22 protein-coding genes and 1 pseudogene are annotated in these 22,797 nt (G+C 63.6%); 15 read left to right on the forward strand and 8 right to left on the reverse strand.

Features of this window, described 5'->3' with window-relative positions:
* Positions 1-35 precede the first annotated feature (35 nt).
* The 7 genes from W911_RS12425 (at position 36) to W911_RS12455 (ending at position 7,407) form a co-directional block, all read left to right on the forward strand.
* Entirely contained in the window at positions 36-2,951 is a 2,916-nt protein-coding gene (locus tag W911_RS12425; RefSeq protein ID WP_023787900.1) for a monovalent cation/H+ antiporter subunit A, read from the forward strand.
* Entirely contained in the window at positions 2,951-3,289 is a 339-nt protein-coding gene (locus W911_RS12430; protein ID WP_023787901.1) for a Na+/H+ antiporter subunit C, read from the forward strand. The genes W911_RS12425 and W911_RS12430 overlap by 1 nt, the downstream gene beginning before the upstream one ends.
* Positions 3,286-4,929 carry a monovalent cation/H+ antiporter subunit D gene (locus W911_RS12435; RefSeq protein ID WP_023787902.1) on the forward strand — a complete coding sequence of 548 codons (1,644 nt, stop codon included), beginning with the start codon at positions 3,286-3,288 and terminating at the stop codon, positions 4,927-4,929. Before W911_RS12430 ends, W911_RS12435 begins: the two co-directional genes overlap by 4 nt.
* The gene (locus W911_RS12440) at positions 4,926-5,417 is read left to right on the forward strand and encodes a Na+/H+ antiporter subunit E (RefSeq protein ID WP_023787903.1); all 492 of its coding nucleotides are present in this window, start codon (positions 4,926-4,928) and stop codon (positions 5,415-5,417) included. Before W911_RS12435 ends, W911_RS12440 begins: the two co-directional genes overlap by 4 nt.
* Complete coding sequence (locus W911_RS12445) at positions 5,414-5,695, forward strand: K+/H+ antiporter subunit F (RefSeq protein ID WP_023787904.1); 282 nt, start codon at positions 5,414-5,416, stop codon at positions 5,693-5,695. Before W911_RS12440 ends, W911_RS12445 begins: the two co-directional genes overlap by 4 nt.
* Complete coding sequence (gene mnhG, locus W911_RS12450; protein ID WP_023787905.1) at positions 5,692-6,084, forward strand: monovalent cation/H(+) antiporter subunit G; 393 nt, start codon at positions 5,692-5,694, stop codon at positions 6,082-6,084. Before W911_RS12445 ends, mnhG begins: the two co-directional genes overlap by 4 nt.
* Before the next feature lie 213 nt (positions 6,085-6,297).
* Positions 6,298-7,407 carry a site-2 protease family protein gene (locus W911_RS12455; protein ID WP_023787906.1) on the forward strand — a complete coding sequence of 370 codons (1,110 nt, stop codon included), beginning with the start codon at positions 6,298-6,300 and terminating at the stop codon, positions 7,405-7,407.
* Positions 7,408-7,468: 61 nt separating this feature from the next.
* Here W911_RS12455 and W911_RS18470 read toward each other — a convergent pair whose 3' ends face one another.
* Both W911_RS18470 and W911_RS18200 read right to left on the reverse strand, forming a co-directional pair.
* Positions 7,469-7,630: a hypothetical protein gene (locus tag W911_RS18470; RefSeq protein WP_023787907.1), complete on the reverse strand. Its 162-nt coding sequence runs from the start codon at positions 7,628-7,630 to the stop codon at positions 7,469-7,471.
* Positions 7,631-7,732: 102 nt separating this feature from the next.
* Complete coding sequence (locus W911_RS18200; RefSeq protein WP_144083592.1) at positions 7,733-7,924, reverse strand: hypothetical protein; 192 nt, start codon at positions 7,922-7,924, stop codon at positions 7,733-7,735.
* A gap of 522 nt (positions 7,925-8,446) precedes the next feature.
* On the opposite strand from W911_RS18200, the pseudogene W911_RS12460 reads away from it, so the two are divergent.
* A pseudogene (locus tag W911_RS12460) lies at positions 8,447-9,798 on the forward strand (putative bifunctional diguanylate cyclase/phosphodiesterase).
* Positions 9,799-10,065: 267 nt separating this feature from the next.
* Positions 10,066-11,457 (forward strand): OmpP1/FadL family transporter, encoded by a 1,392-nt coding sequence (locus tag W911_RS12465; RefSeq protein WP_023787908.1) that lies wholly within the window; start codon positions 10,066-10,068, stop codon positions 11,455-11,457.
* A 16-nt stretch (positions 11,458-11,473) separates the two neighbouring features.
* Here the strand turns inward: W911_RS12465 and W911_RS12470 are convergent, their stop codons facing one another.
* Genes W911_RS12470 through W911_RS12490 form a run of 5 tightly spaced genes read right to left on the reverse strand, consistent with a single transcriptional unit; the run spans position 11,474 to position 16,557 of the window.
* A complete protein-coding gene (locus W911_RS12470) occupies positions 11,474-12,376 on the reverse strand; it encodes a TatD family hydrolase (RefSeq protein ID WP_023787909.1) in 903 nt (300 codons plus the stop codon).
* Positions 12,377-12,403: 27 nt separating this feature from the next.
* Complete coding sequence (locus W911_RS12475; protein ID WP_023787910.1) at positions 12,404-13,291, reverse strand: EboA domain-containing protein; 888 nt, start codon at positions 13,289-13,291, stop codon at positions 12,404-12,406.
* Positions 13,292-13,301: 10 nt separating this feature from the next.
* Positions 13,302-14,150: a UbiA family prenyltransferase gene (locus W911_RS12480; protein ID WP_041316535.1), complete on the reverse strand. Its 849-nt coding sequence runs from the start codon at positions 14,148-14,150 to the stop codon at positions 13,302-13,304.
* A complete protein-coding gene (gene eboE / locus W911_RS12485) occupies positions 14,147-15,346 on the reverse strand; it encodes a metabolite traffic protein EboE (protein ID WP_023787912.1) in 1,200 nt (399 codons plus the stop codon). The genes W911_RS12480 and eboE overlap by 4 nt, the downstream gene beginning before the upstream one ends.
* Positions 15,346-16,557, reverse strand: a complete 1,212-nt coding sequence (locus tag W911_RS12490; protein ID WP_023787913.1) for a 3-dehydroquinate synthase — start codon at positions 16,555-16,557, stop codon at positions 15,346-15,348. Before W911_RS12490 ends, eboE begins: the two co-directional genes overlap by 1 nt.
* 509 nt (positions 16,558-17,066) lie before the next feature.
* Here W911_RS12490 and W911_RS12495 point away from each other — a divergent pair.
* The 6 genes from W911_RS12495 (at position 17,067) to W911_RS12520 (ending at position 22,300) form a co-directional block, all read left to right on the forward strand.
* Positions 17,067-18,488: a PQQ-dependent sugar dehydrogenase gene (locus W911_RS12495; RefSeq protein ID WP_023787914.1), complete on the forward strand. Its 1,422-nt coding sequence runs from the start codon at positions 17,067-17,069 to the stop codon at positions 18,486-18,488.
* Positions 18,489-18,645: 157 nt separating this feature from the next.
* Entirely contained in the window at positions 18,646-19,125 is a 480-nt protein-coding gene (locus tag W911_RS12500; RefSeq protein WP_023787915.1) for a c-type cytochrome, read from the forward strand.
* A 23-nt stretch (positions 19,126-19,148) separates the two neighbouring features.
* Positions 19,149-20,525 (forward strand): alkaline phosphatase family protein, encoded by a 1,377-nt coding sequence (locus W911_RS12505; protein ID WP_023787916.1) that lies wholly within the window; start codon positions 19,149-19,151, stop codon positions 20,523-20,525.
* Positions 20,526-20,535: 10 nt separating this feature from the next.
* Positions 20,536-21,114 (forward strand): isopentenyl-diphosphate Delta-isomerase, encoded by a 579-nt coding sequence (gene idi, locus W911_RS12510; RefSeq protein WP_023787917.1) that lies wholly within the window; start codon positions 20,536-20,538, stop codon positions 21,112-21,114.
* Positions 21,111-21,569 carry a GAF domain-containing protein gene (locus W911_RS12515; RefSeq protein WP_023787918.1) on the forward strand — a complete coding sequence of 153 codons (459 nt, stop codon included), beginning with the start codon at positions 21,111-21,113 and terminating at the stop codon, positions 21,567-21,569. Before idi ends, W911_RS12515 begins: the two co-directional genes overlap by 4 nt.
* 11 nt (positions 21,570-21,580) lie before the next feature.
* Complete coding sequence (locus W911_RS12520) at positions 21,581-22,300, forward strand: TVP38/TMEM64 family protein (RefSeq protein WP_051388555.1); 720 nt, start codon at positions 21,581-21,583, stop codon at positions 22,298-22,300.
* Between the two features lie 21 nt (positions 22,301-22,321).
* Here W911_RS12520 and W911_RS12525 read toward each other — a convergent pair whose 3' ends face one another.
* On the reverse strand, positions 22,322-22,594 hold the full coding sequence (locus tag W911_RS12525) for a hypothetical protein (RefSeq protein ID WP_158412864.1): 273 nt from the start codon (positions 22,592-22,594) through the stop codon (positions 22,322-22,324).
* Positions 22,595-22,797 lie beyond the last annotated feature (203 nt).

A 22,797-nucleotide genomic window follows, 5' to 3' on the forward strand; every position in this document is an offset into this window, starting at 1 on the left:
CACTTCCTAATTTCCCCTGAGGAGAGTTGCGCCGAATGCCGGGCGAGACATCGCTATTTTTGACGATTGCGCTCCCATTCGTGGGCAGCCTGCTCGCGACTCTCCTGCCCGCAAATGCCCGCAATGCCGAAGCCTGGCTCGCCGGCACGTTCGCCCTGCTCATTCTTCTCGTCGTGACCGCGTCCTATCCCGGCGTGACCGACGGACGTGTGCTGCGCGCAACCGTCGAATGGGTCCCGTCTCTCGGGCTCAACTTCTCCCTCAGGATGGACGGGTTCGCATGGATGTTCGCCATGCTAATCAGCGGCATCGGCTTTCTCGTCGTGCTCTATGCGCGATATTACATGTCGCCGAAGGACCCGATCCGGCGCTTCTATTCGCTGTTCCTGGCGTTCATGGGCGCCATGCTCGGCATCGTGCTCTCCGGCAACCTCATTCTGATGGTCGTGTTCTGGGAGCTGACGAGCATCGTCTCGTTCCTGCTCATCGGCTACTGGTACCACACGGTCGCGGCCCGCGACGGCGCCAAGATGGCGCTGACAATCACCGCGATCGGCGGGCTTGCGCTGCTTGGCGGCGTGCTGATCATCGGGCATATCGTCGGCAGCTACGACCTCGACACGGTGCTGGTCTCGGGACACCTGATCCGCAACCACGACCTCTACCTGCCCGCGCTCATTCTCGTTCTGCTCGGCGCGCTGACCAAGAGCGCGCAGTTCCCGTTCCACTTCTGGCTGCCCTCCGCCATGTCCGCGCCGACGCCGGTGTCCGCCTACCTTCACTCCGCGACGATGGTGAAGGCCGGCGTGTTCCTGATGACGCGGCTGTGGCCTGCGCTGGCGGGGACCTACGAGTGGTTCCTGATCGTCGGCACGGCCGGCATGATCACGCTCGTGCTCGGCGCCTACTTCGCGATCTATCAGCAGGACATCAAGGGCCTGCTGGCCTACTCGACCATCAGCCATCTCGGCCTCATCACGCTTCTGCTCGGCCTTGGCAGCCCGCTCGGCGTGGTAGCCGCCATCTTCCACATGATGAACCACGCCACGTTCAAGGCGTCGCTCTTCATGGCGGCCGGTATCATCGACCACGAGACGGGCACGCGCGACATCCGACGATTATCGGGGCTCTTCCGATACATGCCGTTCACGGCCACGCTCGCGATGGTTTCGAGCGCGGCCATGGCCGGCGTGCCGCTGCTCAACGGCTTCCTCTCCAAGGAGATGTTCTTCGCGGAAGCAATCGAGCGTCACCAGACGTCCGTTCTCGATACGATCGCGCCCTATGTCGCCGTGCTTGCGGGTGCGTTTGCGGTCACCTACTCGTTACGCTTCATCCATCAGGTGTTCTTCGGGCCGCCGCCGACCGACCTGCCCCGCGAGCCGCACGAGCCGCCGTTCTGGATGCGCTTCCCGATCCTGCTGCTCGTCACCGCCTGCCTGATCGTCGGCATCATTCCGGGCCGGACCATCGGGCCTTACCTCGACACGGCGGTCTCCTCGGTTCTCGGGCCCAACAAGCCGTATTACAGCCTTGCCGTCTGGCACGGGTTCAACCTGCCGCTGATCATGAGCGCCGTCGCGCTCGTCGCTGGCGTGCTGCTCTATTTCAAGCTCAAGGACTTTCTCGCCCATTTCGAGAACGGCCCGCCGATTTTCGCCCGTTTCAAAGGTCCGCGCATCTTCGAGCGCGTGCTCACGACGGCGGCGTGGAGATGGCCGGTCGCCATCGAAGGACGCCTCGGGACGCGCCGCCTCCAGCCGCAGCTCGGCATGGTCATCATCGTGGCCTTCATCGCCGCGGCGTGGCCGCTCTATACGCACGGCTTCGATACCGGGCCGCTGACGTTCGCCGGGCTCGATCCCGCCTTCGCGCTCGTCTGGCTCACGGCCATCGCCTGCGCCATCGGCGCGGCACAGCAGGCGCGGCTGCATCGGTTTGCGGCGCTCGTTCTGCTCGGCGGCGCGGGGCTCGCGACCTGCATCACCTTCGTGTGGTTCTCGGCGCCCGATCTCGCCGTGACACAGCTCGTCGTGGAGATCGTCACCACGGTTCTCATCCTGCTTGGGCTGCGCTGGCTGCCGAAGCGCTCCAAGGAAGCGGCTCGCGCCCTCGGCTCCAAGAACCAGAACCGGCGCTACCGCGACATCGCGCTCGCCGTCGTGGTGGGTGCGGGCGTCACGCTCATTGCGTACGCCATGATGATGCGCGCGCCCCCCGATACCATCGCCACGTACTTCCTCGAACGCGCCTACAGCGAAGGCGGCGGGCGCAACGTCGTGAACGTGATCCTCGTCGACTTCCGCGCTTTCGACACTCTGGGCGAAATCACGGTGGTCGGCATCGTGGCGCTGACGGTGTTCGCGCTCTTGCGGCGTTTCCGTCCGGCCGCAGACAACGTCGAAGCGCCGAAGCAGCAGCGTATTCAGGACGCGACCGACGAGGAACGTCCGGACCGGCAGTTGGGAGATACCCTCTCGGATTATCTGCTCGTGCCATCCGTTATCATGACGTGGCTGTTCCCGGTCATCATCGTGCTGGCCGCCTATCTCTTCCTGCGCGGCCATGACCTGCCGGGTGGCGGCTTCGCGGCGGGCGTGGCCATGGCGGCAGCGTTCATTCTGCAATACATGGCGCTTGGCACGCGGAAGGTCGAAGACCGCCTGACGGTGCTGCCGGTCAACTGGATCGGCTTCGGCCTGCTCGTGGCCGTCGCAATCGGCGCGGCCTCATGGACGATAGGCTATCCGTTCCTCACATCCTATTCGCAGTATGTGGACATTCCGCTCATCGGCGCGGTGCCGGCCGCGACGGCACTCATCTTCGATCTCGGCGTATTTGCGCTCGTGCTCGGCGCAACGGTGCTGATGCTCATCGCGCTGGCTCACCAGTCCATCCGCCGCCATCGCGCTTCGCGGGTTGCGAGCGCCATCAAGGAGGAGGCCGCCTGATGGAACTCATGCTCGCCATCGGTATCGGCGTTCTGATCGGCTCGGGCGTCTGGCTCCTGCTCAGGACCCGCACGTTCCAAGTCATCATCGGACTGTCGCTGATCGCCTACGGCGTCAATCTCTTCATCTTCAGCATGGGCCGCCTCAAGACAAACGCGGCACCCATCCTCGAATCGGGCGCCGTCGATCCCTCACGCTATGCGGACCCCGTACCGCAGGCGCTCGTGCTGACGGCGATTGTCATCGGCTTTGCCACGACCGCACTCTTTCTTGTCGTGCTGCTGGCCTCGCGCGGTCTGACGGGTAGCGATCACGTCGACGGAACGGAATCCAAATGACGGGAGCGGCCAACCACCTTCTGATCGCACCCGTTGTGCTCCCGCTGGTCGCGGGCGCGGCGCTCATGATGTTCGACGAGCGGCGTCATACGCTCAAGGCGCTGATCAACGCGTTCTCGACGTTGCTGCTGCTCGTGCTCGCCGTGCATCTTCTGACGATGGCCGATAGCGGGGCCGCCGGCGGCGGTGCGATGACCGGCGTCTATCTGCTCGGCAATTGGCCCGCACCGTTCGGCATCGTGCTGGTGCTCGACAGGCTTTCCGCGCTGATGCTGGTGCTCGCCGCGCTGCTTGCGCTGGCCGCCCTCGTGTTCGCGCTCGCGCGATGGCACAGAGGCGGCCCGCACTTCCATACGCTTTTCCAATTCCTCTTGATGGGCGTCAACGGCGCCGTGCTGACCGGCGACCTGTTCAACCTGTTCGTGTTCTTCGAGGTCATGCTGGCCGCGTCCTACGGCCTGGCTCTGCATGGCTCGGGGCCTGCGCGCGTCAAGGCGGGGCTGCACTACATCGCCATCAATCTCGCAGCCTCGTCGCTGTTCCTGATCGGCGTTGCGCTGATCTACGGCACCACGGGCACGCTCAATATGGCCGACCTCGCAGCCCGGATTCCTCAGGTGCCCGAGGCGGATCGCATGCTGCTTCACGCAGGCGCGGCGCTGCTCGGCATCGCGTTCCTGGTGAAGGCCGGCATGTGGCCGCTGTGCTTCTGGCTTCCCACGACTTATACGGCAGCGGCGGCGCCGGTGGCTGCGGTGTTCGCCATTCTCTCCAAGGTGGGCATCTACATTCTGCTTCGCCTGTCGCTGCTTCTTTTCGGGGCGACGGCGGGCGCATCATCCGGCTTCGGCACATCGTGGCTGTTCGTGGGCGGCCTCCTCACGCTTGCGTTCGGCGCGATCGGGATGCTCTCGTCCCAGTCGATGGGCCGCCTCGCGGGCTTCAGCATCATTACATCGTCGGGAACGCTCATGGCCGCGATCGGGCTTTCGAGCGCGGGTGTCACGTCGGGCGCGCTGTTCTACATGGTGAGCTCGACGCTTACCGTCAGCGCCTTTTTCCTGCTGATCGAGCTCATCGAGCGCGCGCAGGACCCGTCCATGGACGAGCTTGCGGCGTTCACGGCGCCCGACGAGGAAGCGGGCATCGATGCCGAGGACGAGGTCGGTGTCGTCATTCCGGGGACGCTGGCTGTGCTCGGCATTTGTTTTGCGGGCTGCGGATTGTTGCTCGCGGGACTGCCGCCACTCTCCGGCTTCGTCGGCAAGTTCGCTCTGCTTACGGCGATGCTCTCGCCCATCGGAGCGGAGCCGAACAGCACCATCGCCACGGGCACGTGGATCTTTTTCGCGCTCCTCATTCTTTCCGGTCTCGCGGCCATGATCGCGATGGTTCGCGCCGGCATCCGCACATTCTGGGCGCCCGCGGAAGGGCCGGCGGTGCCGCGCGTGCGCCTGATCGAGATCATGCCGGTCGCGTTTCTGCTGGTGCTTTGCGTGGGCATGTCGATCCAGGGCGGCGCATTGATGCGCTACATGGATGCTACCGCGCAGGCTCTTCATACGCCCTCCGCCTACATCGAAAATGTGCTCGATGCGCCCCGCGTCGAACGAGATAAGGGGGAGGAGACGGCGCCATGACCCTGAGCCGATGGCTCCCTTATCCGCTGCTCACGCTCGCGCTCGTCGTGATGTGGCTGCTGCTCAACAGCTTCTCGATCGGGCACATCCTGCTCGGCAGCGTGATCGCGATCGGAGCTTCGCGGGTGATGGTCGCGCTCAAGCCCGAACCCGTGCGGATCGGAAGCTGGAGCGCGGTCGTCCGGCTTTCGTTGACGCTTATCTATGACATCCTTCGCTCGAACATCGCGGTGGCGAGCATCGTCCTGCGCGGCCGCCGGTCGGCTCATACGGCGGGGTTCATCGTCATTCCCTTGGAGTTGCGCCACCCCATGGGGCTTGCGCTCCTCTCGTGCATTCTGACCAGCACACCGGGTACGGCTTGGCTCGAATACCGCGCCGCGAACGGCAGGCTCCTGCTCCACGTGCTCGACCTTTACGACGAACAGGCGTGGATCGACCTGATCAAAAATCGCTACGAGCGGTTGCTGATGGAGATTTTCGAATGAGCGCCACCATTCTCATGTGGTCGGTCACCATCGCGCATGTGCTGCTCGCGGTGGCCATGGTCTGCCAGGCGATCCGCTTCATTCGCGGACCCCGGGCGCAAGATCGCGTGATGGCATTCGATGCCTTCTACGTCAGCTCCATGCTGCTGCTGCTCACCTTCGGAATCCGCACCGGCACCACACTCTACTTCGAAGCAGCCCTCGTGATCTCGCTCCTGGGATTCGTCTCGACGGTCGCGCTCGCCAAATTTCTCATGCGCGGGGAGGTCATCGAATGACGCATCTCGCGGAACTCCCTGCCTGGGCGCAACTGCTCGCCTCGTTCTTTATCCTCGTCGGGGCCTTTGTCACCCTCATCGGCGCGGTGGGGCTTCTGACATTGCGCAGCTTCTACGATCGAATTCACGTGCCGACGCTGGGCAGCACGTGGGGCGCAGGCGGGATTTTGCTCGCATCCATCATCATTTTCAGCGTTCTGCAGTCACGTGCGGTGCTGCACGAGGTGCTGATCGCGATTTTTCTCACCGTCACCATGCCGGTGGTGCTGATGCTCCTGGGCCGCGCCGCGCTCTATCGCGACCGCACGGAGGGCGTGGAAACAGTGCCGCCCATGGAGGCGGTGTCCGGACTTCCGGAAGACGCTCCGGACGAGACCGACGGCAAGTAGCGCCCGCCCCCTCTACGCACCTCGTTTGAAGCGCGGGCGGGCCCTGTCTGTCACGCGTTTGCGCTTATCTGCGACCAAGACGCGCCGTGCCGGCGTGCATCGGCGTTGGCGCACCGGCAAGTCCTGCTATCCTCTCTCCTCGTCAGGACGCCGAGCGCGCAAACCCGCGCCTCGACGCCTCGGAGACACGCGAAAGAGCGAGAAGGCATCATCATGGGGTGGTCAATCTCACTGGGACGCATCGCAGGCACGGAGGTGCGCATCCACCTCACGTTCTTCCTGCTGGTGGCATGGTTCGCAATCGTAGCAGGGGCGCGCGGGGGACAGGCGGCCGCCATCGATGCCGTCCTTTTCATTCTCGCCATCTTCGCCTGCGTGCTGGCGCACGAATACGGGCACGTGCTCGCCGCGCGCCGCTTCGGCATCGGGACCCGCGATATTACGCTGCTTCCCATAGGGGGCGTGGCCAGCATCGAACGGATGCCCGAGAAGCCGACGCAGGAACTCATCATTGCGCTGGCCGGCCCGGCCGTGAACGTCGCGATCGCGTTCGTGCTGTTCACCGTCTTCGGCGCAGGCGTCGGGCTCGATCCCGCAGCGCTCGAAAATCAGACCGTCGATTTCACGACACGGCTCGCGTTCGTCAATGTGATGCTCGTGGTGTTCAATCTCATTCCCGCTTTTCCGATGGACGGCGGGCGCGTGCTGCGGGCGCTTCTCTCCTATCGCTTCGACCGCGCCTTTGCGACGCGCATTGCCGCGGGCATCGGGCAGGCCGTCGCGTTCGGCCTCGGCTTCCTCGGGCTTTTCGGAAATCCGCTGCTCATTTTCATCGCGCTTTTCGTGTTCCTCGCAGCGAGCCACGAAAGCTACGCGGTCGCCCTCAGCGAAGCGACGAAAGGCGCGGCGATGCGCCAAGCCACCATCACGGCGTTTTCCACGCTCGATCCGCAGTCGAACGTGGGCGAGGCTGCGCGTCTTCTTCTCTCGACCACGCAGACGGAATTCCCCGTTACCGACGGTGGCGGACGCCTACGAGGCGTCCTGACGCGTGACGGGATGATCCGTGCGCTTTCCGACAGCGGACCCGATACGGCGGTGCTCGATGTGATGGAACGCGACGTGCCGACCATCAACTGCCGCGCACCCCTCGAACGCGCGGTGTCGACGCTCCAACAGAGCGGCAAGCCACTGATCGGCGTTATCGACGACGAGGAGCGCGTGGTCGGCATTATCACGCTCGAGAATATCGCGGAGTACATGATGGTCGCCCAAGCCAGCCGCGATTGGCGCCCGCCGGCACGGCCTCCGTCGAGCGAATAAATTCGCAATGCGAGGTCGTGATTTTTTTTGCCTCGCGCTCCTTCGTTCGCAAAAGTGCGCGCTACCAGATCCCGAACACCCAGGCGACGAGCGCGGCGATCACACCTCCGGCGAGCCCCGCGACGAATACCGCCCGTTGCCATGGCCGTCGCAGGACGATCTCGCCCTGCCGCGCTTTGCCTGCCGGATAAGGATCGGGTCGTTTCTTGTGCTTCCCGCTCATAAATAGGCAACGCCGTTGCGATGGCGTCGTTCCGGCGGGGCGAGAGCACGGACTGCCCTTCGCATCCGCCTGTCGAAGCACGATTTCGAAAGACAAAACAATTCATCCGTTTTTCACTTCTTCGAATGGGAAATCCACCGGATGAAATCCATCAAATGTTAGCTTCCTCACATTAAGCTTCGGGTCACGCTTCAGGCTGTCAATACCGGAGGCTTTGTGGTTTCCAAATTTTATGACATTAAGAAATATATAACCGTCCCATCCGACAACCCGGCGCTCCTGAAGGCGCAGCACCGGGCTATCTCTCGTCAGATGCCGATGATGTACTTCATCCTCATGGCCAACACATGGGCCGTTGCGATGACGCACATCTCGACGGCCCCCGTGTGGCTCACGCTCGTCATTCCCGGTATTTTCACGGTCATCAGCGCGGTTCGCGCCGCCCACTGGTTCAAAACGACGAACAACGATCTCGCGCCCGAGGCCGCTCATCATGAACTCGTGCGGACCACGCGACTGGCCGTCGGCATCTCGGTCGTTTTCACGGCCTGGTCGTTCGCTCTCATTCCGTATGGCAACGCGTACGCGCAATCTCACGTCGCGTTCTACATGGCGATCACAGTCATCGCCTGCATCTTCTGCCTGATGTACCTGCGCTCTGCCGCCCTGCTCGTCACGGTCGTCGTCAACGGTGCGTTCATCGCGTTTTTTGCCTCGACGGGCCAGCCGACGTTCATCGCGATCGCCATCAATATCCTTCTCGTCTGTATCGGGATGCTGGTCATTCTCACGATCAACTATCGCAACTTTGCGCGCATGATCAGTGCGCAGGAGCAGACCCAGGCCCTGAGCGACGAAAATCTGCGGCTCGCCAACCTCGATACCTTGACGGACCTTCCCAATAGACGAGCGTTCTTCGCTCGCCTCGACAGCGCTCTCAAATCGGCGCGGGAGAACGGAACGCGGCTGGCTGTCGGGATTATCGATCTCGACGGCTTCAAGCCCGTCAACGATCTTTACGGTCATTCGACGGGCGATCGCTTGTTGGCCGCCGCAGCGACGCGGCTTCAGCACGTGGGCGCGCGCCATGATATCTATTTCGCGCGTATCGGCGGCGACGAGTTCGCGTTTATCGTCGTCAATTCTCCGGACGATACCGATCTCGTCGTTCGCAGCGATGAAATTTGCGCGGAGCTTCATGCTCCGTTCGAACTCTCGGATGCCACCGTCATGATCTCGGGCTCGATCGGCATTTCCGTCTATCCGGAAACGGCTCAGACGCGCGAACAGCTTTTCGACCGCGCCGACTATGCGCTGTTTTACGGCAAGCGGGCCAAGCGGGGCAGCAGCACCCTGTTCACGACCACGCATCACGAACAGATCCACCGCCACGCGCAGATCGAGCAAACGCTCAAGCAAGCCGATCTCGCGGCGGAGCTTTCCGTCGTGTTTCAGCCGATCGTCGATATTCGCACCGGCTTTACCGTCGGGTTCGAAGCGCTGGCGCGGTGGCACAGTCCGCGACTGGGGGCGATCTCGCCGGGAGAGTTCGTGCCCGTCGCGGAGCGGGCCGGCATCGTGGGAATGCTCTCGCGGCATCTGCTCGTGAAAGCGCTTGCCGTAGCCACTCATTGGCCGGCGGACATCCGCCTGGCGTTCAATCTCTCGGCCCACGACCTCAACACATCCGAGGGGATCGCGGACCTCATCGAGATCATCAAGACGAGTACGTTCCCCCGTCCCGGCTCGATATCGAGATCACGGAAACCGCATTCGCTCACGACTTTCAGCAGGTCGCGCACTCAATCGCGACGTTGCGGCAGCTCGGATGCGGGATTTCACTCGACGATTTCGGAACGGGCTATTCCAGCCTGACGCAGCTCTATGCTCTACCGCTCACCAAGATCAAGATCGACCGCAGCTTCGTCAGCGAGTTGCATCTCCGGCCATCGAGCTACAAAATCGTGAAATCATTGCTCGCGCTCGGCACAGACATGGGCCTCGATTGCGTCGTGGAAGGTGTCGAGACCGAGGCGGAGCTTGCGGCCATAGAACAGTTGGGTGGCGTTCTGGCTCAAGGATACCTGTATTCTCCACCCGTCGCGGCCAGCAAAACGCACGATTTTATCTCTGCGACTTCGCCATCACGGGAACGGGCGACCGCTTAACAGGGCGCGTGTTGCAGCACCGGAGCCGTTCCGATTTCGGTAGAATCGCGGAACGCCTCCAAGCTTTTGCTTGGTCATGCTTCTTATCGGAAAACCGGCTCCCACTTTTCCGGAAGCACTCTAGCCAGCCGTCGACCGACCGCCCTCCACGTTTCGCATCGGCACGGCAATTAACGCCTTTTTAAGCAGACACGTGGCTTGCTTCTGCTCAGTGCGCGTCATTCTTCAAAAAACATCAAATAAATAAGTTCGGTCAGGGAGAGCTCCATGGCTCGCGACGTCTCTGCGGGGCAGGCTATCCGTTGGTCTGGCGCTATCGCACTCGGCGGTTTGATCACGTTCTCGTCATTCGTTCTTTCCGGCACGGACGCGCAGGCCGGCGGCCTCTCGGTCCGCGAACAGTCCGTTTCCTTCCAGGGAATGTCGTTTGCAGGTGCCGCTGCCGGCGGAGACCTCAGCTCCAGCTTCTGGAACCCGGCCGCGATGGCGACCGCGGGCTACGGGCTCGCGACGGAAAGCCACTTTTCTCTCATCGTCGCGGATATCGACGTGCGCGCGGAGAGCGTGAGCGTGTTACCCGGCTCGCTCGTGACGCCCTCGACGACGGCGGTCAACGACGTTTCCAAGATCGATCCGATCGCTGTCGTCGGTGCCTCATACGCCTCTTGGCGCGTCAACGACGAGTTCGTTTTCGGCCTTTCGATCTCGGCCCCGTTCGGATCACAAAACGACGCCAGCGATCCCGTGTGGTCGGGACAATACCACTATCGCGCCTCGCAGCTCCTCACCGTCAACGTCAATCCGATCGTTTCGTATCAGATCTCGCCCACGCTTGCGATCGGCGCAGGTCCGCAGATCCAATACATGCTGCTGAAGGTCAAGGCCAACCCGTCCGGCGCGCTGGCGCCGCCGCAACGCAGGTCGGTCCTCGAAGGCGACGACATCGGCGTGGGCTTTACGGCCGGCCTTCTTTGGCAGCCCACCCCCGCTACGAGCATCGGTCTCGGATACCGCTCAGCGGTGTCTCACAATATCGAGGGCGACGCGTCGATGCGCGGCGGAATGCTCGCGACGGGGGGCGGTCTCGGAACTGTCGCCTTCGAGCCTACCGCATTCTCAGCCAAGCTCGAAACACCGGAGATGCTCACGCTCAGCGCGCGCCAATCCATCAGCCCAGCCGCTCGTCTTCTGGCGACCGTGGAATGGACGAACTGGAGCCGGCTCGACGAAGTCAACTTCATGGCCACCCGCATGGGCGGCATCGCGGCTGGCCCCTTCTCACCGGGCGACAGCGTCAACGTCCTCGATTTCCATTGGGACGATGGATGGTTCTTCTCACTCGGAGGCGAGTGGGATTATTCGAGCCGGGTTACGTTGCGCGCAGGGGCCGCCTACGAAGTATCGCCCATTCGGCGCGCCACCCAGCGCAAGATCAACGTCGCGGACAGCGATCGCATCTGGCTCAGCGCCGGCGCCAGCTATGCGCTCAACGAGACCATGTCCTTCGACGTTGCCTATTCGCACATCATTTTCGACGATGCGCCCATCGACTCGCTCACGACCTCGCCCGCCAGCCCGACGACACCCGTGAGGCAGTTCGTCGGGCGCGCCCATCAATCCGCCGACATCGTCTCGGTCGCGATGAAATCGAAGTGGTGAGGCGACACCCGTTGCCTCACTCGTTGCCGGATCCCGACTGCGGCATGCGCGGGGTCTGACCGCCGCGGAGCACGGTGTTGCCCTGGTAAAGGGTGCGCTGATCGATGGGCTCGGGGGACAGCCAATCCGCTTCCGCCATCTGTCCGCTTTTGCCGTAGACGGCGAGCGCGTTGGCGTAGGTGACAAGGCGCACGTCTTCGGCGGAGATACCGGAGTCCGCCATCAGCTTCGCGGTCTTCGGCACGGAGAGCGGATCGGACACGCCCCAGTCGCATGCCGAATCCGCGATCAGGCGCTCCGCGCCGTACGTCTTCACCAGCGCGGCCATGCGTTCGGCCGTCATCTTCGAGTGCGGATAGATCGAGAAGGCCGCCCAGAAGCCGCGATCCTTCACCTCCTGGATCGTCTCCTCGTTGACGTGATCGATCACGACGCGGGAGGGGTCGAGCTTATGCTCCAGGATGACGTCCATCGAACGCGAGGCGCCGCGCTTCTTGTCGCGATGCGGCGTGTGGATCATCACGGGCAGATCGAGATCGCGCGCAAGGTCGAGCTGCAGGCGGAAATATTTGTCTTCGAGCGCCGTCTGCTCGTCGTAGCCGATCTCGCCGATGGCGACGACGCCCTCCTTCGTGGCAAAGCCGGGCAGGATGTCCATCACCGCCTCGGCAAGCTCCTCGTTGTTGGCTTCCTTCGAGTTGAGGCCGATGCAGCAATAGTGGCGCACACCGAACTGGCCGGCGCGGAAGCGCTCGAAGCCGAGGATGTGGGAGAGATAATCCCTGTAGCTTCCCACGTTGGTGCGCGCTTGCCCGATCCAGAACGCAGGCTCGATGACGGCGACGACGCCGGCTTTCGCCATCGCCTCGTAGTCGTCGGTGGTGCGGGAGATCATGTGCGCGTGCGGGTCGATGAACATCGTCGGCTCCGAGGGGTTTTGGTGAGGTCAGGCTATATTGTCCCAGAACACGCGGCCGGATTGGACCGTCTCTGCGAGTTCCGGTGCGGTGGCGAGTGCGGCACGCGCCGACGGCACGGGGCAATCGTTGAGCGCGAGGGCTGCGCCTTTGCGTTCGGCGTCGGTTCCGGCACGAAGAATGTCGCCAAGCGTTGCGACTTCCGCTTCACCCGCGAAGGGCGCCACGCAGCGCCACAACTCCGGCGAGATCGCGCGGCCCGCGGCGCGGCGCTCGGCGGCGTAGTCTATCAGCATCCGCGCGAGATCCGGATTGCGGCGCGCGTCGAGCCCTTGGATCGGGCAGAGACGGCTTTCGATGAACAGGGCTTTGACGACCATCTGGTTCCACTGCGCCTCGCTGAACTGCTCGCGAGGATAGGGATTGCGATGCGCAACCGCTTCGAAGATGGGCTGCATCGCCGAGCGCACGCCCTCGGCGGCGCGATGCAAGATGCGTTGCGGAGCCGGATAGAGCGGAAGGCCGCGCAGAAGCGCGATCTGCTCGCCGATTTCCGCAGCAGCGAGAACACGGTCGAGGCTCACTACGAATTGCTCGTCGTCGCCGCGATGGCTTGCAAGCGCGAGCAGAATGCGCGCCGCCTGATCGACGCTCCAGCCCGTGGCGTCGAGACCTTCACGCACAGTGCGTCCCGCCTCGGCCTCGTCCGTCGTGAGGTCGAGATCGGTCTTGCCGACCTTGCGCGGTGCGAGACCGACGGCGATGGCCAGTTGCATCGGTTTTTCTCCCGACGCGATGATCGCAAGCTGGGAAGCGAGCCACGCGGCGGCGTCGGACGTCAGGCGTGGCGCGAGCCACGCGTTAAGCAGTTGCATGGCCTTTTCGGCTTCGATGGTCTGAGAAGGAAATGCCGTCATGCGCTCAGCCTCACGTGCCTGGAACGATGCGCTGCAACGCCAATGTCAGGGCGAACAGCCCAACACAGATCATCGCCATCGTCGCGTTGCCGTGGGCTGCTGACACGACGCCATCGACGAGGGCGATGGCCGCGATCAGAAGCCCGACCGAACGCTCGCGCCGCTCCGCCGCGCCCGATCTCAGACCGCCCACAGCCAGGATAATAACCGCAGCCGCGCCAGCCGCCATGAGCAGGCTCAAGGAATTAACCTCGCCGCTGGCGAGCGCGACGCCGATCGGGAGCAAGAGGAGCAGGACCGGCCAGTGCGGCACCGCGGAACGCGCGCCTGCGCCGCGGGCGACGAGGCTCAATCCCGCGACATAGGCCAGGAGCGCGAGAGCCGCCGCGATCACGGGCGCAGAGAGAGCGGCCCCTGCCGCCAGCACCGTCGCGATGTAGACGAGCGCGCGGCAAAGCCCCATCACCAGCGGCGCGAACGCATAGCCCTTGTGCCACGCATCGTAGATCAGAATTGCGCCCGCGAGCGCCACCGCCGCGCTTGCGCTCCTGCCGCCGAAGCTTGCCAGCATGGCCACGCCCAGCGCGAGCAAAGCAAGCCCCACGGCCCACGCAGTGGCGGGCGCGGCATCGCCCGCGGGCAGCGGACGTTCGGGCCGCTCGCGCGCATCGATTTCGCGGTCGAAGGCGTCGTTGAGGATCATGCCGCCGGAGTAAAGCGCGGACATGGCGACGAGCACCATGGCCAGACTCGGGCTCGCGAGGCCGCCAGCGAGAACGGACGCCGCGAGCACGTTGCTCCAGACGGTCGGCAGGTTGGAAACACGAGCAAGGCGCACGAGCGCCACGATGGCCCTCACGCGCCGAGCTCCGTCCGCACCCAGGCAAGCTCGCGGACGATGTCGCCAACAAGCTCCGGCGATTTCACCGCGTCGGGAAGCACGCTCCAGGTGTAGGTCTCCACTTCCAGATGAGGCGAGACCGCACGCCGGCGGCAGAGCGCCAACGCGTCGCGGAGGTTCTGCTGTGTGGCTTCCAGCGCCTCGAAGCGATCGAGGAAGACCGGCACATGACAATGCACGCGCCATTCTCCGCCCGCTTCGCCACGGCGGGCCGCGCCGAACGCGTCTGGAAGATCGAGATGGCGCGTGATCGCCTCGCCGTTCCGCTCCACCGTCTGGTGCAGATAAATGCCATCGTCGAAGCGTCCGAGCAGCCGCTCGAAGTGCGCCGCCTCTCCGGTCGTACGAAGCGCGGAGCTGAGTTGAAGCTTCGCGACCGTAATGCCCGCAGCGTGGACCGCATCGAGCATTGGGATCGTGTCCTCGAACGCCACGGCCGAATGGCAGACGTCGAAACAGAGGCCGACGTGCCGGCGGAGACGCGCGTCGGCATCGTGCGGAGAAGCCCCTGCGAGGCGTGCGAACAGATCTGCCGCCGGGCCGCGCAAGAGATACTCCTCGATGAAACGCACCGCCTCTTGCGTCGTCTCCATGAAGCACGCGGGCTCCGGCTCGATGGCGAGCGTGATCGTTTTTCCTGTCCGCAGACGGATACCGTCGAGGTGGGCTGCGGTGCGCGCATATCCCTCGGCAACGCGCGCGATGTCGGCGGGCGCCGCGATGTTAGTGCGAAAGCCACCCGGGACGGTGCTGATGCTGGCGTCCATGCCATCGGGTGCGAGATCGGCCAGGAGGTCCGCGACGCGGCAGGTGAAGCCGAGCCGTTCGGGCGTGCGCCAATCCGGCTCGTAGACCCGCTCCTTGACGCGGGCGCCGTGGAAATTTCCGTAGGGAAAGGCATTGATGGTGAAGACGTAGAGATCGTGGATGCGCAGAAAGCGCTTGAAGCGTTCCCGCAGCGCGGGTGCCGCCAGTTCTCCTGCCGCCTGCGCCGATAGCCTGAGGCCCACGCCCATCGCACGGTCGGGCGATATGCCAGCCTTGACGCGCGGGAGCGCATCGCAAAGCGCCGTTTCAATCTCGCTCCAGGTCTCTCCGGCGTGAATATTCGTGCAGTACGTGAGGTGGGGGTTGCCGGGAAGCGCAAGCTGCATTAGACGCGCGCTCCCCCGCGCAGCCACGCCATCGCCTCACCGATCAGCGTCTCGTCCATCGTGTGCACCTCGACGCCCGTACCGAGGGCGGACAGGAGCGTGATGGTGAGTTCACCGCCGAGATGCTCGCGGAACTCCTGCAATCCCTTCATCAGCTTGCGGCGATCGTTCTCGTCGCGAAGCTCGCACGCCGGATGCCACAGCGCGAAGCCGAGCCGCGTCAGCAGCCGCGCCACGCGCACATCGTCGCCTTCCGGCAGGAGGCCCGCAAGAACGGAATAGCGTGTGTCGAGCGCGATGCCGATGGCCACCGCCTCGCCATGGCGCAGTTCGTAGTTCGAGAGCACTTCGAGCTTGTGGGCCGCCCAGTGGCCGAAATCGAGCGGACGCACGCTGCCGCGCTCGAACGGGTCGCCGCCGTGGGCGATCTGGCGCATGTGGAGAAGCGCGCAATGGCGGATCAGCTTTTCCAGCGGCTCCGACGCGAACAGCGCGAGCGCTTCCGCTTTCTCTTCCAGCCACTCGAAGAACGCGCGGTCGCGGATCAGCGCGACCTTGACCGCCTCAGCCATGCCCGCACGCTTTTCGCGGCCGGGCAGAACGTCGATGAATGCGGAATCGTTGACGACGGCATCCGGAGGCACAAACGTGCCAAGCATATTCTTGGCGCCGAACGCGTTGATGCCGTTCTTTACGCCGACGCCGGAATCGTTCTGTGCCAGGACAGTGGTCGGGACGCGGATATGGCGAATGCCGCGATGCGTCGTCGCCGCAGCGTATCCCACGAGATCGAGCATCGCACCGCCGCCGATGCCAACGACATAGGAATGGCGATCAAGGTTTCGCGCGACGAAACCGCGCTGAAGAGCGGTCAGCAGAGACGGATCGTTTTTTGCCGCTTCGCCGCCCGCGATTTCGATGATCGGACCGGCGAGCGTGAGCCCGTCGTACACCGCGACGTAGTCCGCGATCCGCTTGGCGAGATCCGGCATTTCCCGCACAACGCCCTCATCCACCACGAAATTCACGCGGGTCTCGACTCCGCGAGAGCGGGCCGAGATCAATTCAGAAAGGATCGCGTTTGAGGGCGCGAAAACATCCCTGGTGAACGCAACGGGGAATTCATAGGACACAGAAAATTTCTGCGAGAAAACGAGTTGATTCACATTCGATTCAATTGCCGGAAGCGCGAATGCTGCATTAATCGACACCGTTTCGTTTCCCCATGAAGACAGTTCCGTCGCGGTCTTGAGCGACCATTCGGGAATTATTCTTGTTAACTTCGGGATAATCGCCCGATTGATCGAAACGCGCCCCCTCAGGGACGCGCTTTGATTTCAAATCTGCGCCAAACGGCGCTGTCTGGCAACCGCAGTCACGTTTCGAGCACCTTCGAGCCACGTCTGGGACAGGGCGTTCGAGCGGCTTCACGGCCGGGTGCATCGCGACATTATGGCCTGCTTCCCGCCTTTTGCGGGAATATATTGCAATTAACGCCGCGACTATTTCCTATTTTCCTATCTAGGCACATTTTTCAACTTTTCTTGATTGACGGCATAAATGAAGTGGTTGCTCTATTTCGAGCGGCCGATAGTTTCGATGGCGCTCGGGTTGCTTTTTGGCTGCGCCTGAAATTTGCGCAACGCAGCAAAGTCCGCTGTCGCACAAATAGAAACTTAGCTGCCAAATCAAACTTGAATGGGAGAACGTCCAAATGCGAATGCGGTTTATTACATCCGCGTCGGTGTTGGCGGCGGGCTTCTTCGCTGCGGGGTCGATGATCGCCGTAGCGCAGGAAGTTCCGAAAGAGGCCAGCGAAGTCGCGCGGCCCGGGGGCAAGCTCCCCGGCGATCCTAAAATCGCGCTGGTGAAGGTTGCAGACGGCTTCCTCGATCCCGTGGGCGTGTCGTCCGCGTTCGACGGGACGGGCCGCATCTTCGTTGTCGAGCGCCAAGGCACGATCCGGGTCGTGAACAAGGACGGCTCCGTCAACGAGAAGCCTTTCCTCGACCTCACGAAGAACAGCCCGCTCGGAAGCGAAGTCCAGACCGGGTTCGTGGAACAGGGCCTCTGGGCCATAGCATTCCATCCGAAGTTCAAGGAGAACGGGCACTTCTTCGTCAGCTACGCATCGCTGCCGTTCAACGGAGCGCACATCATCGCGCGCTATACCGTCGATCCTGCGAGCCCTGACGAAGTGACCGTCGAGCACGCCAACAAGACCGTCAAGGTCATCATGAATATCCCGCAGCCCTACTACAATCACTACGGCGGCGGCATTCAGTTCGGCCCCGATGGCTTCCTTTACATCGGCAAGGGCGACGCCGGCTGGGAAGGCGATCCGCTCGACGCCGGCCAACGCAAAGACGTGCTGTGGGGCAAGATGCTCCGCATCGATATCGACGTCGACGATAGCGAGATGCACGCCTACAACGTGCCGAGAGAAAACCCCTGGGCAACCGCCTGGCAGGATCGCATGATGACGCTCTTCGGCATCACCGAAGAGGGCTTCTCCAAGATCCACATGGGCGCTCGCCCCGAATCGTGGGCCTACGGCCTGCGTAACCCCTACGCCTTCCACTTCAACAAGAAGACGGGCGACCTCTTCATCGCAGACGTGGGCCAGAACCACTGGGAAGAGATCAACTGGCAGCCCGCCTCCAGCAAGGGTGGCGAGAACTACGGCTGGAAGCACAACATGGGCACGCACTGCCATCCGGCAACGGGCCCGAACGACGTGTGTCCGCAGGTCGGCGTGCTCCCGGTCTCCGAGTATCCGCACCAGGAACCCTATCCGGGCGCTGAAAAGCTCACGGAAGGCTGGGGCTGCTCGGTCCAGGGACTTGGCGTGGCCAACTACGCCGGCATGGACGGCGTGTACCTGACCGGCGACTGGTGCTCGGGCCGCGTGTTCGCCACCGGCTGGGACGGAAGCAAGTGGCAGCTCCAGGAGCTGGCGCAGACCGACCTGCAGTTCACGGCCGGTAACAACGACGAGGACGGCACCGTTCTCGCCGTGAACTGCAACTGCTTCTACCTCGACGACAAGGGTGCTGCGGCCAACCCGCCGGGCGCACTGTGGAAGATCGTTGCCGCCGACGCGGTGCCGGAAGGCGCCGAGACGGCTCGCATGAAGCAGTAAAGATCTAGGCGATGCTCATGAGCACGCCCATATGAGAGACAAGGAAGGCCCTCACGCCAGCCGGCAGGGGGCCTTCCCGTCTTCGACGCGCTGCCTTCGGCGCGTCTTGCAGACCATGTCTCCGGCATGAGACACCATCCAAGCGAGCAACCACGACATGACCCTGAAATCGCGCCTCTTCCCGCTTCGTCCGGCTCTGTTTGCGGCCGCCTTCATGGTGCCTGCCGTGACGATGTCGCTTGCGCCTCCCGCGATGGCCGAGATCGAATTCCGCCACGCGCTCGACAACTCGCCGCTCGACCTCGCGCCGATCAAGGGCGAGGAGATTACCGCGGCGGTCGAAGCCTTCCGCAAGGACGGCGTTAATCCCTATAACGGCGACGCCGACGCCATCGCAGCCGGCAAAACGCTTTACAACGACAATTGCCAAGCCTGTCACAAGCCGGACGGCTCGGGCGGAATGGGGCCGAGCCTTATCGACGACGTCTACATCAACAAGCGCGCCAACACGGACGTCGGCGTTTTCGAGATCATCCATTCTGGGTCGTCGGGCGCCATGCGTTCGTTTTCGATCCGTGGCGTCACGCAAGACCAGATCCTCAAGATGATCGCGTACATTCACACGTTGAAGAAGTAATGCCGCCAGGAGGCTGGCCGGCAATGCATCCCACCGTGGTGATCAATGTCGTCGGGCTCACACCGAGCCTGATGGGACAGCACATGCCGCGGCTCTCGCGCTTTGCGGCCGAGGGCGCGAGCAGACGGCTCGATACGGTCACGCCCGCCGTCACCTGCGCCGCACAAGCCACGTTCGTTACCGGGCTTGCGCCACGCGATCACGGCATCGTCGGCAACGGCTGGCTGTTTCGCGAGTTGATGGAAGTCTGGCTCTGGCGGCAATCCAACCGGCTGGTCGCAGGAGAGGCGATCTGGGAGGCCGCGAAAAAGCGCGATCCAAGTTTCACCTCCGCCAACCTGTTCTGGTGGTATGCGATGGGGGCTTCGACGGACGTCACGGTGACGCCGCGTCCGATCTATAAAGCCGACGGACGCAAACTGCCCGACTGCTGGTCCGACCCGCCCGACCTGCGCGACGAGTTGCAGGACAAGCTCGGCACCTTCCCTCTCTTTCAATTCTGGGGACCGGCGACGTCGATCGCTTCGAGCCGATGGATCGCGGATGCGGCCAAGCATGTCCTTGCGACGCGCGATCCGACGCTTACGCTCGTCTACCTGCCGCACCTCGACTATGCGCTTCAGCGCTTCGGGCCGGACGATCCGGCGATTGCGCCAGACCTTGCGGAGATCGATGCCGTCAGCGGCGATCTCATCGAAGCTGCGAACGCTCTCGGACGGCGCGTCGTGGTGCTCTCCGAATACGGCATTGTGCCGGTACGTCAACCCGTACATATCAATCGCGCGCTTCGCGCCGCACGGCTCCTCTCCGTGCGCGATGAGCAGGGCGGCGAAATTCTCGACATCCCGCGCTGCCGAGCGTTCGCCGTCGCCGATCATCAAGTGGCCCACGTGTATGTCCGCGACGACCGTGACATCCCCACGGTTCGCGGGCTACTGGCCGACCTCGCGGGGGTCGATCGCGTGCTCGAGCGCGCGGAGCAAAGCGCTTTCGGCCTCGATCACGAACGCTCCGGCGAACTGGTCGCGATCTCGGCGCCCGACGCCTGGTTCACGTATTACTACTGGCTCGACGACGCGCGTGCGCCGGACTTCGCGCACACCGTTGAGATCCACCGCAAGCCGGGCTACGATCCCGTTGAGCTCTTTCTCGATCCAACCATCCGCTTTCCCAAGCTCTCGATAGGCTGGCGCCTTTTCAAGAAGATGCTGGGGTTGCGGACGCTGATGGACGTCATCCCGCTTGATGCCACGCTCGTCAAAGGCTCGCACGGGCGCTCAGATACGCCGGAGCACCACAGCCCGGTGTTCCTATCCTCCGCCCCGCACCTGGTTCCTGAAGAGCCGGTCGACGCGCGCGACGTCAAGGCGCTCATCCTGTCCCACCTTTTCGAAGCGTGAGCATTCTGCAATGGCATCCTCATCCGAACGCGTCATCCTGATCGACGAGAGAGACCGCGAAATCGGCAGCGCGGAGAAGATCGACGTCCATCGGAGAGGGCTATTGCATCGCGCGTTTTCGGTCGTGGTCTGGGATGCCTCAGGCCGGCAGCTTCTGCAGAAGCGCGCCGACGCGAAGTATCATTCGGGCGGCCTTTGGACGAACACGTGTTGCGGCCATCCGCGTCCTGGCGAGCCCGTCGCGGACGCAGCCGCACGGCGGCTCGAAGAAGAGATGGGCTTCACCAGCCCGCTCGAATGGCTGGGTGTCGTCGGATACCGTGCCGACGTCGGCAACGATCTGATCGAGCACGAAATCGTGCATGTTTTCCGCGCGCGCTACGACGGCGCCGTCGTGCCGGATCCCGCCGAGGTCGAAGACTACAAATGGTGCGGGCTCGACAGTATTCAGCGCGATGTCGCGGCCTCGCCCCATCAATTCACGGCGTGGTTCGTGCGCTATGTGGCAGAGGAATGGCCCGTCGCACTCATGCCGCCGGAGAACGCCGAACGGATCCCCTCCACGACGCAGAAAAGGGTGCAACGATGAAGACGCGCGGAAACGGAGCGCAGGAACCGAGCGGTCTCGATCTCATCCGCATCGTTTCCGATTTCGCGGCCGACAGCGGGACCATTCATTTCCTGGGAGAGGATGGCCTCTTGCATCTCGCCGCCGCCACCCCCGGCATTCCGGACGTCGTTCTCGCCACCATCCGCACGATTCCGGTCGGAAAGGGCATGGCTGGGCTTGCCGTCGAGCGGAAAGCTCCCGTCAACGCCTGCAACCTTCAAACCGATACCAGCGGCGATGTCCGAGCTGGCGCAAAGGCCACGGGGCTCGCAGGTTCGATCGTCGTTCCGATTTTCGACGGCGATGCGGCCGTGGGCGCTTTGGGCGTGGCCAACCGCGCGGAGCGCACGTTCAAGGACGACGAGATCGCGCGGCTGATCGAGGAAGGACGCCGGCTGGCTACGGCGCGTACGAGCCTCTCCGGCAAGAATTGAGAAGATCCGCGATGACGCGCCCCACAGCGAGCACCGTCGAACCCGAGACAGGACGCGCGTTTCCGTCGAGACGTCGGGGTGCGAACCGGCGGCGGATCGCAAAACTGACTGCGCTTGCCGTGGCTATGCTAGCCGTCGTGATCGTTCCGTTTCTTCTTTTCGGAGACCCGCTGGATTCCTTCGCCCGCGATGCGATGGCGAGCGCATCGTATTGGCCTCTTGCCGGCGCATTCGGATTTCTCCTGCTGGCTGCGGACGTCGTGCTTCCCATTCCCTCGACGGTCGTGATCGCTCTCCTCGGCGGATGGTTCGGCGCCTTAACCGGCACGCTCGTCGCCGCGGGCGGACTGACGCTCGGCTGTGCCATCGGCTATTGGCTCGGCAAGCGCTTCGGCTTCGACTTCGCGGAACGCACCATCGGACGCGAGGATCTGGCCGCCGTCTCGACCTGGTTCGAACGCCACGGTGTGCTCGTGCTCGCGTTCTGCCGGCCTGTGCCCGTGCTCGCTGAAGCGAGCGTCATCGCGGCAGGCGTGGCGAACCTTCCGGCACGCAAGGTTCTCATCGTCACGACGCTCGCCAATATCGGCTTTGCCGCCGTGTATGCGCTCATCGGCGCGCGTGTTGAGAGCGGCGTGGAATTTCTGGCGGCACTTGCGGCGTCCATCGCTCTTCCGGGAGCCGCCATGCTGGGCGCGAGGGCATGGCGGCGGCGCACGGCGACGCCCTGATGCGCAAAATCGCGTTTGGATCTAAAATCGATCCTCGGTCACGCTGCCGATGCCTGGGTCTGGAACGACCGCCGAGCGGCGCACGAACACGATAGAGCTATCGCTGCGCTGGACTCTCATGTGGTCGTTGAACCCCACGCCGATCTCAGGCTGGTCGATCAGGCGTTCCCCGGAATAGAGCACCGCGCATCCCTCAGGCGGCGGCCCGCTTGCCTCGTGCTGCGTTTGGCTCTGCTCGAACGCGACCAACGCCGCGCGATCCTGGCATCCGAGAACGCCGGAAGATTTGACCATCCACACGTTCTCCGCAGCAGCCGGAGAGGAGATCGCAAGGATGGCGGAAAAAACAAGTGCGCGACGGAGCATGGGCCGACCTCTCGCAAACGGCGTCAAAGCTTTTGCGAAGGGATGGCGCGCTCAGTCGCCGTGCGCAAGCGCGAGCACGGCGCGCGCGGATAAACTCCGCGTGAACGCCGCGGGAGGGACGCAAGAGACCG

This window comes from Hyphomicrobium nitrativorans NL23, assembly GCF_000503895.1.
In the GTDB taxonomy this organism is placed as follows: domain Bacteria; phylum Pseudomonadota; class Alphaproteobacteria; order Rhizobiales; family Hyphomicrobiaceae; genus Hyphomicrobium_C; species Hyphomicrobium_C nitrativorans.

Coding starts and splice junctions, on each gene's coding strand:
- W911_RS12425 (WP_023787900.1), top strand. CDS start 36: ATGCCGGGCGAGACATCGCTATTTTTGACGATTGCGCTCCCATTCGTG.
- W911_RS12430 (WP_023787901.1), top strand. CDS start 2,951: ATGGAACTCATGCTCGCCATCGGTATCGGCGTTCTGATCGGCTCGGGC.
- W911_RS12435 (WP_023787902.1), top strand. CDS start 3,286: ATGACGGGAGCGGCCAACCACCTTCTGATCGCACCCGTTGTGCTCCCG.
- W911_RS12440 (WP_023787903.1), top strand. CDS start 4,926: ATGACCCTGAGCCGATGGCTCCCTTATCCGCTGCTCACGCTCGCGCTC.
- W911_RS12445 (WP_023787904.1), top strand. CDS start 5,414: ATGAGCGCCACCATTCTCATGTGGTCGGTCACCATCGCGCATGTGCTG.
- mnhG (WP_023787905.1), top strand. CDS start 5,692: ATGACGCATCTCGCGGAACTCCCTGCCTGGGCGCAACTGCTCGCCTCG.
- W911_RS12455 (WP_023787906.1), top strand. CDS start 6,298: ATGGGGTGGTCAATCTCACTGGGACGCATCGCAGGCACGGAGGTGCGC.
- W911_RS18470 (WP_023787907.1), bottom strand. CDS start 7,630: ATGAGCGGGAAGCACAAGAAACGACCCGATCCTTATCCGGCAGGCAAA.
- W911_RS12465 (WP_023787908.1), top strand. CDS start 10,066: ATGGCTCGCGACGTCTCTGCGGGGCAGGCTATCCGTTGGTCTGGCGCT.
- W911_RS12470 (WP_023787909.1), bottom strand. CDS start 12,376: ATGTTCATCGACCCGCACGCGCACATGATCTCCCGCACCACCGACGAC.
- W911_RS12475 (WP_023787910.1), bottom strand. CDS start 13,291: ATGACGGCATTTCCTTCTCAGACCATCGAAGCCGAAAAGGCCATGCAA.
- eboE (WP_023787912.1), bottom strand. CDS start 15,346: ATGCAGCTTGCGCTTCCCGGCAACCCCCACCTCACGTACTGCACGAAT.
- W911_RS12495 (WP_023787914.1), top strand. CDS start 17,067: ATGCGGTTTATTACATCCGCGTCGGTGTTGGCGGCGGGCTTCTTCGCT.
- W911_RS12500 (WP_023787915.1), top strand. CDS start 18,646: ATGACCCTGAAATCGCGCCTCTTCCCGCTTCGTCCGGCTCTGTTTGCG.
- W911_RS12505 (WP_023787916.1), top strand. CDS start 19,149: ATGCATCCCACCGTGGTGATCAATGTCGTCGGGCTCACACCGAGCCTG.
- idi (WP_023787917.1), top strand. CDS start 20,536: ATGGCATCCTCATCCGAACGCGTCATCCTGATCGACGAGAGAGACCGC.
- W911_RS12515 (WP_023787918.1), top strand. CDS start 21,111: ATGAAGACGCGCGGAAACGGAGCGCAGGAACCGAGCGGTCTCGATCTC.
- W911_RS12520 (WP_051388555.1), top strand. CDS start 21,581: ATGACGCGCCCCACAGCGAGCACCGTCGAACCCGAGACAGGACGCGCG.
- W911_RS12525 (WP_158412864.1), bottom strand. CDS start 22,594: ATGGTCAAATCTTCCGGCGTTCTCGGATGCCAGGATCGCGCGGCGTTG.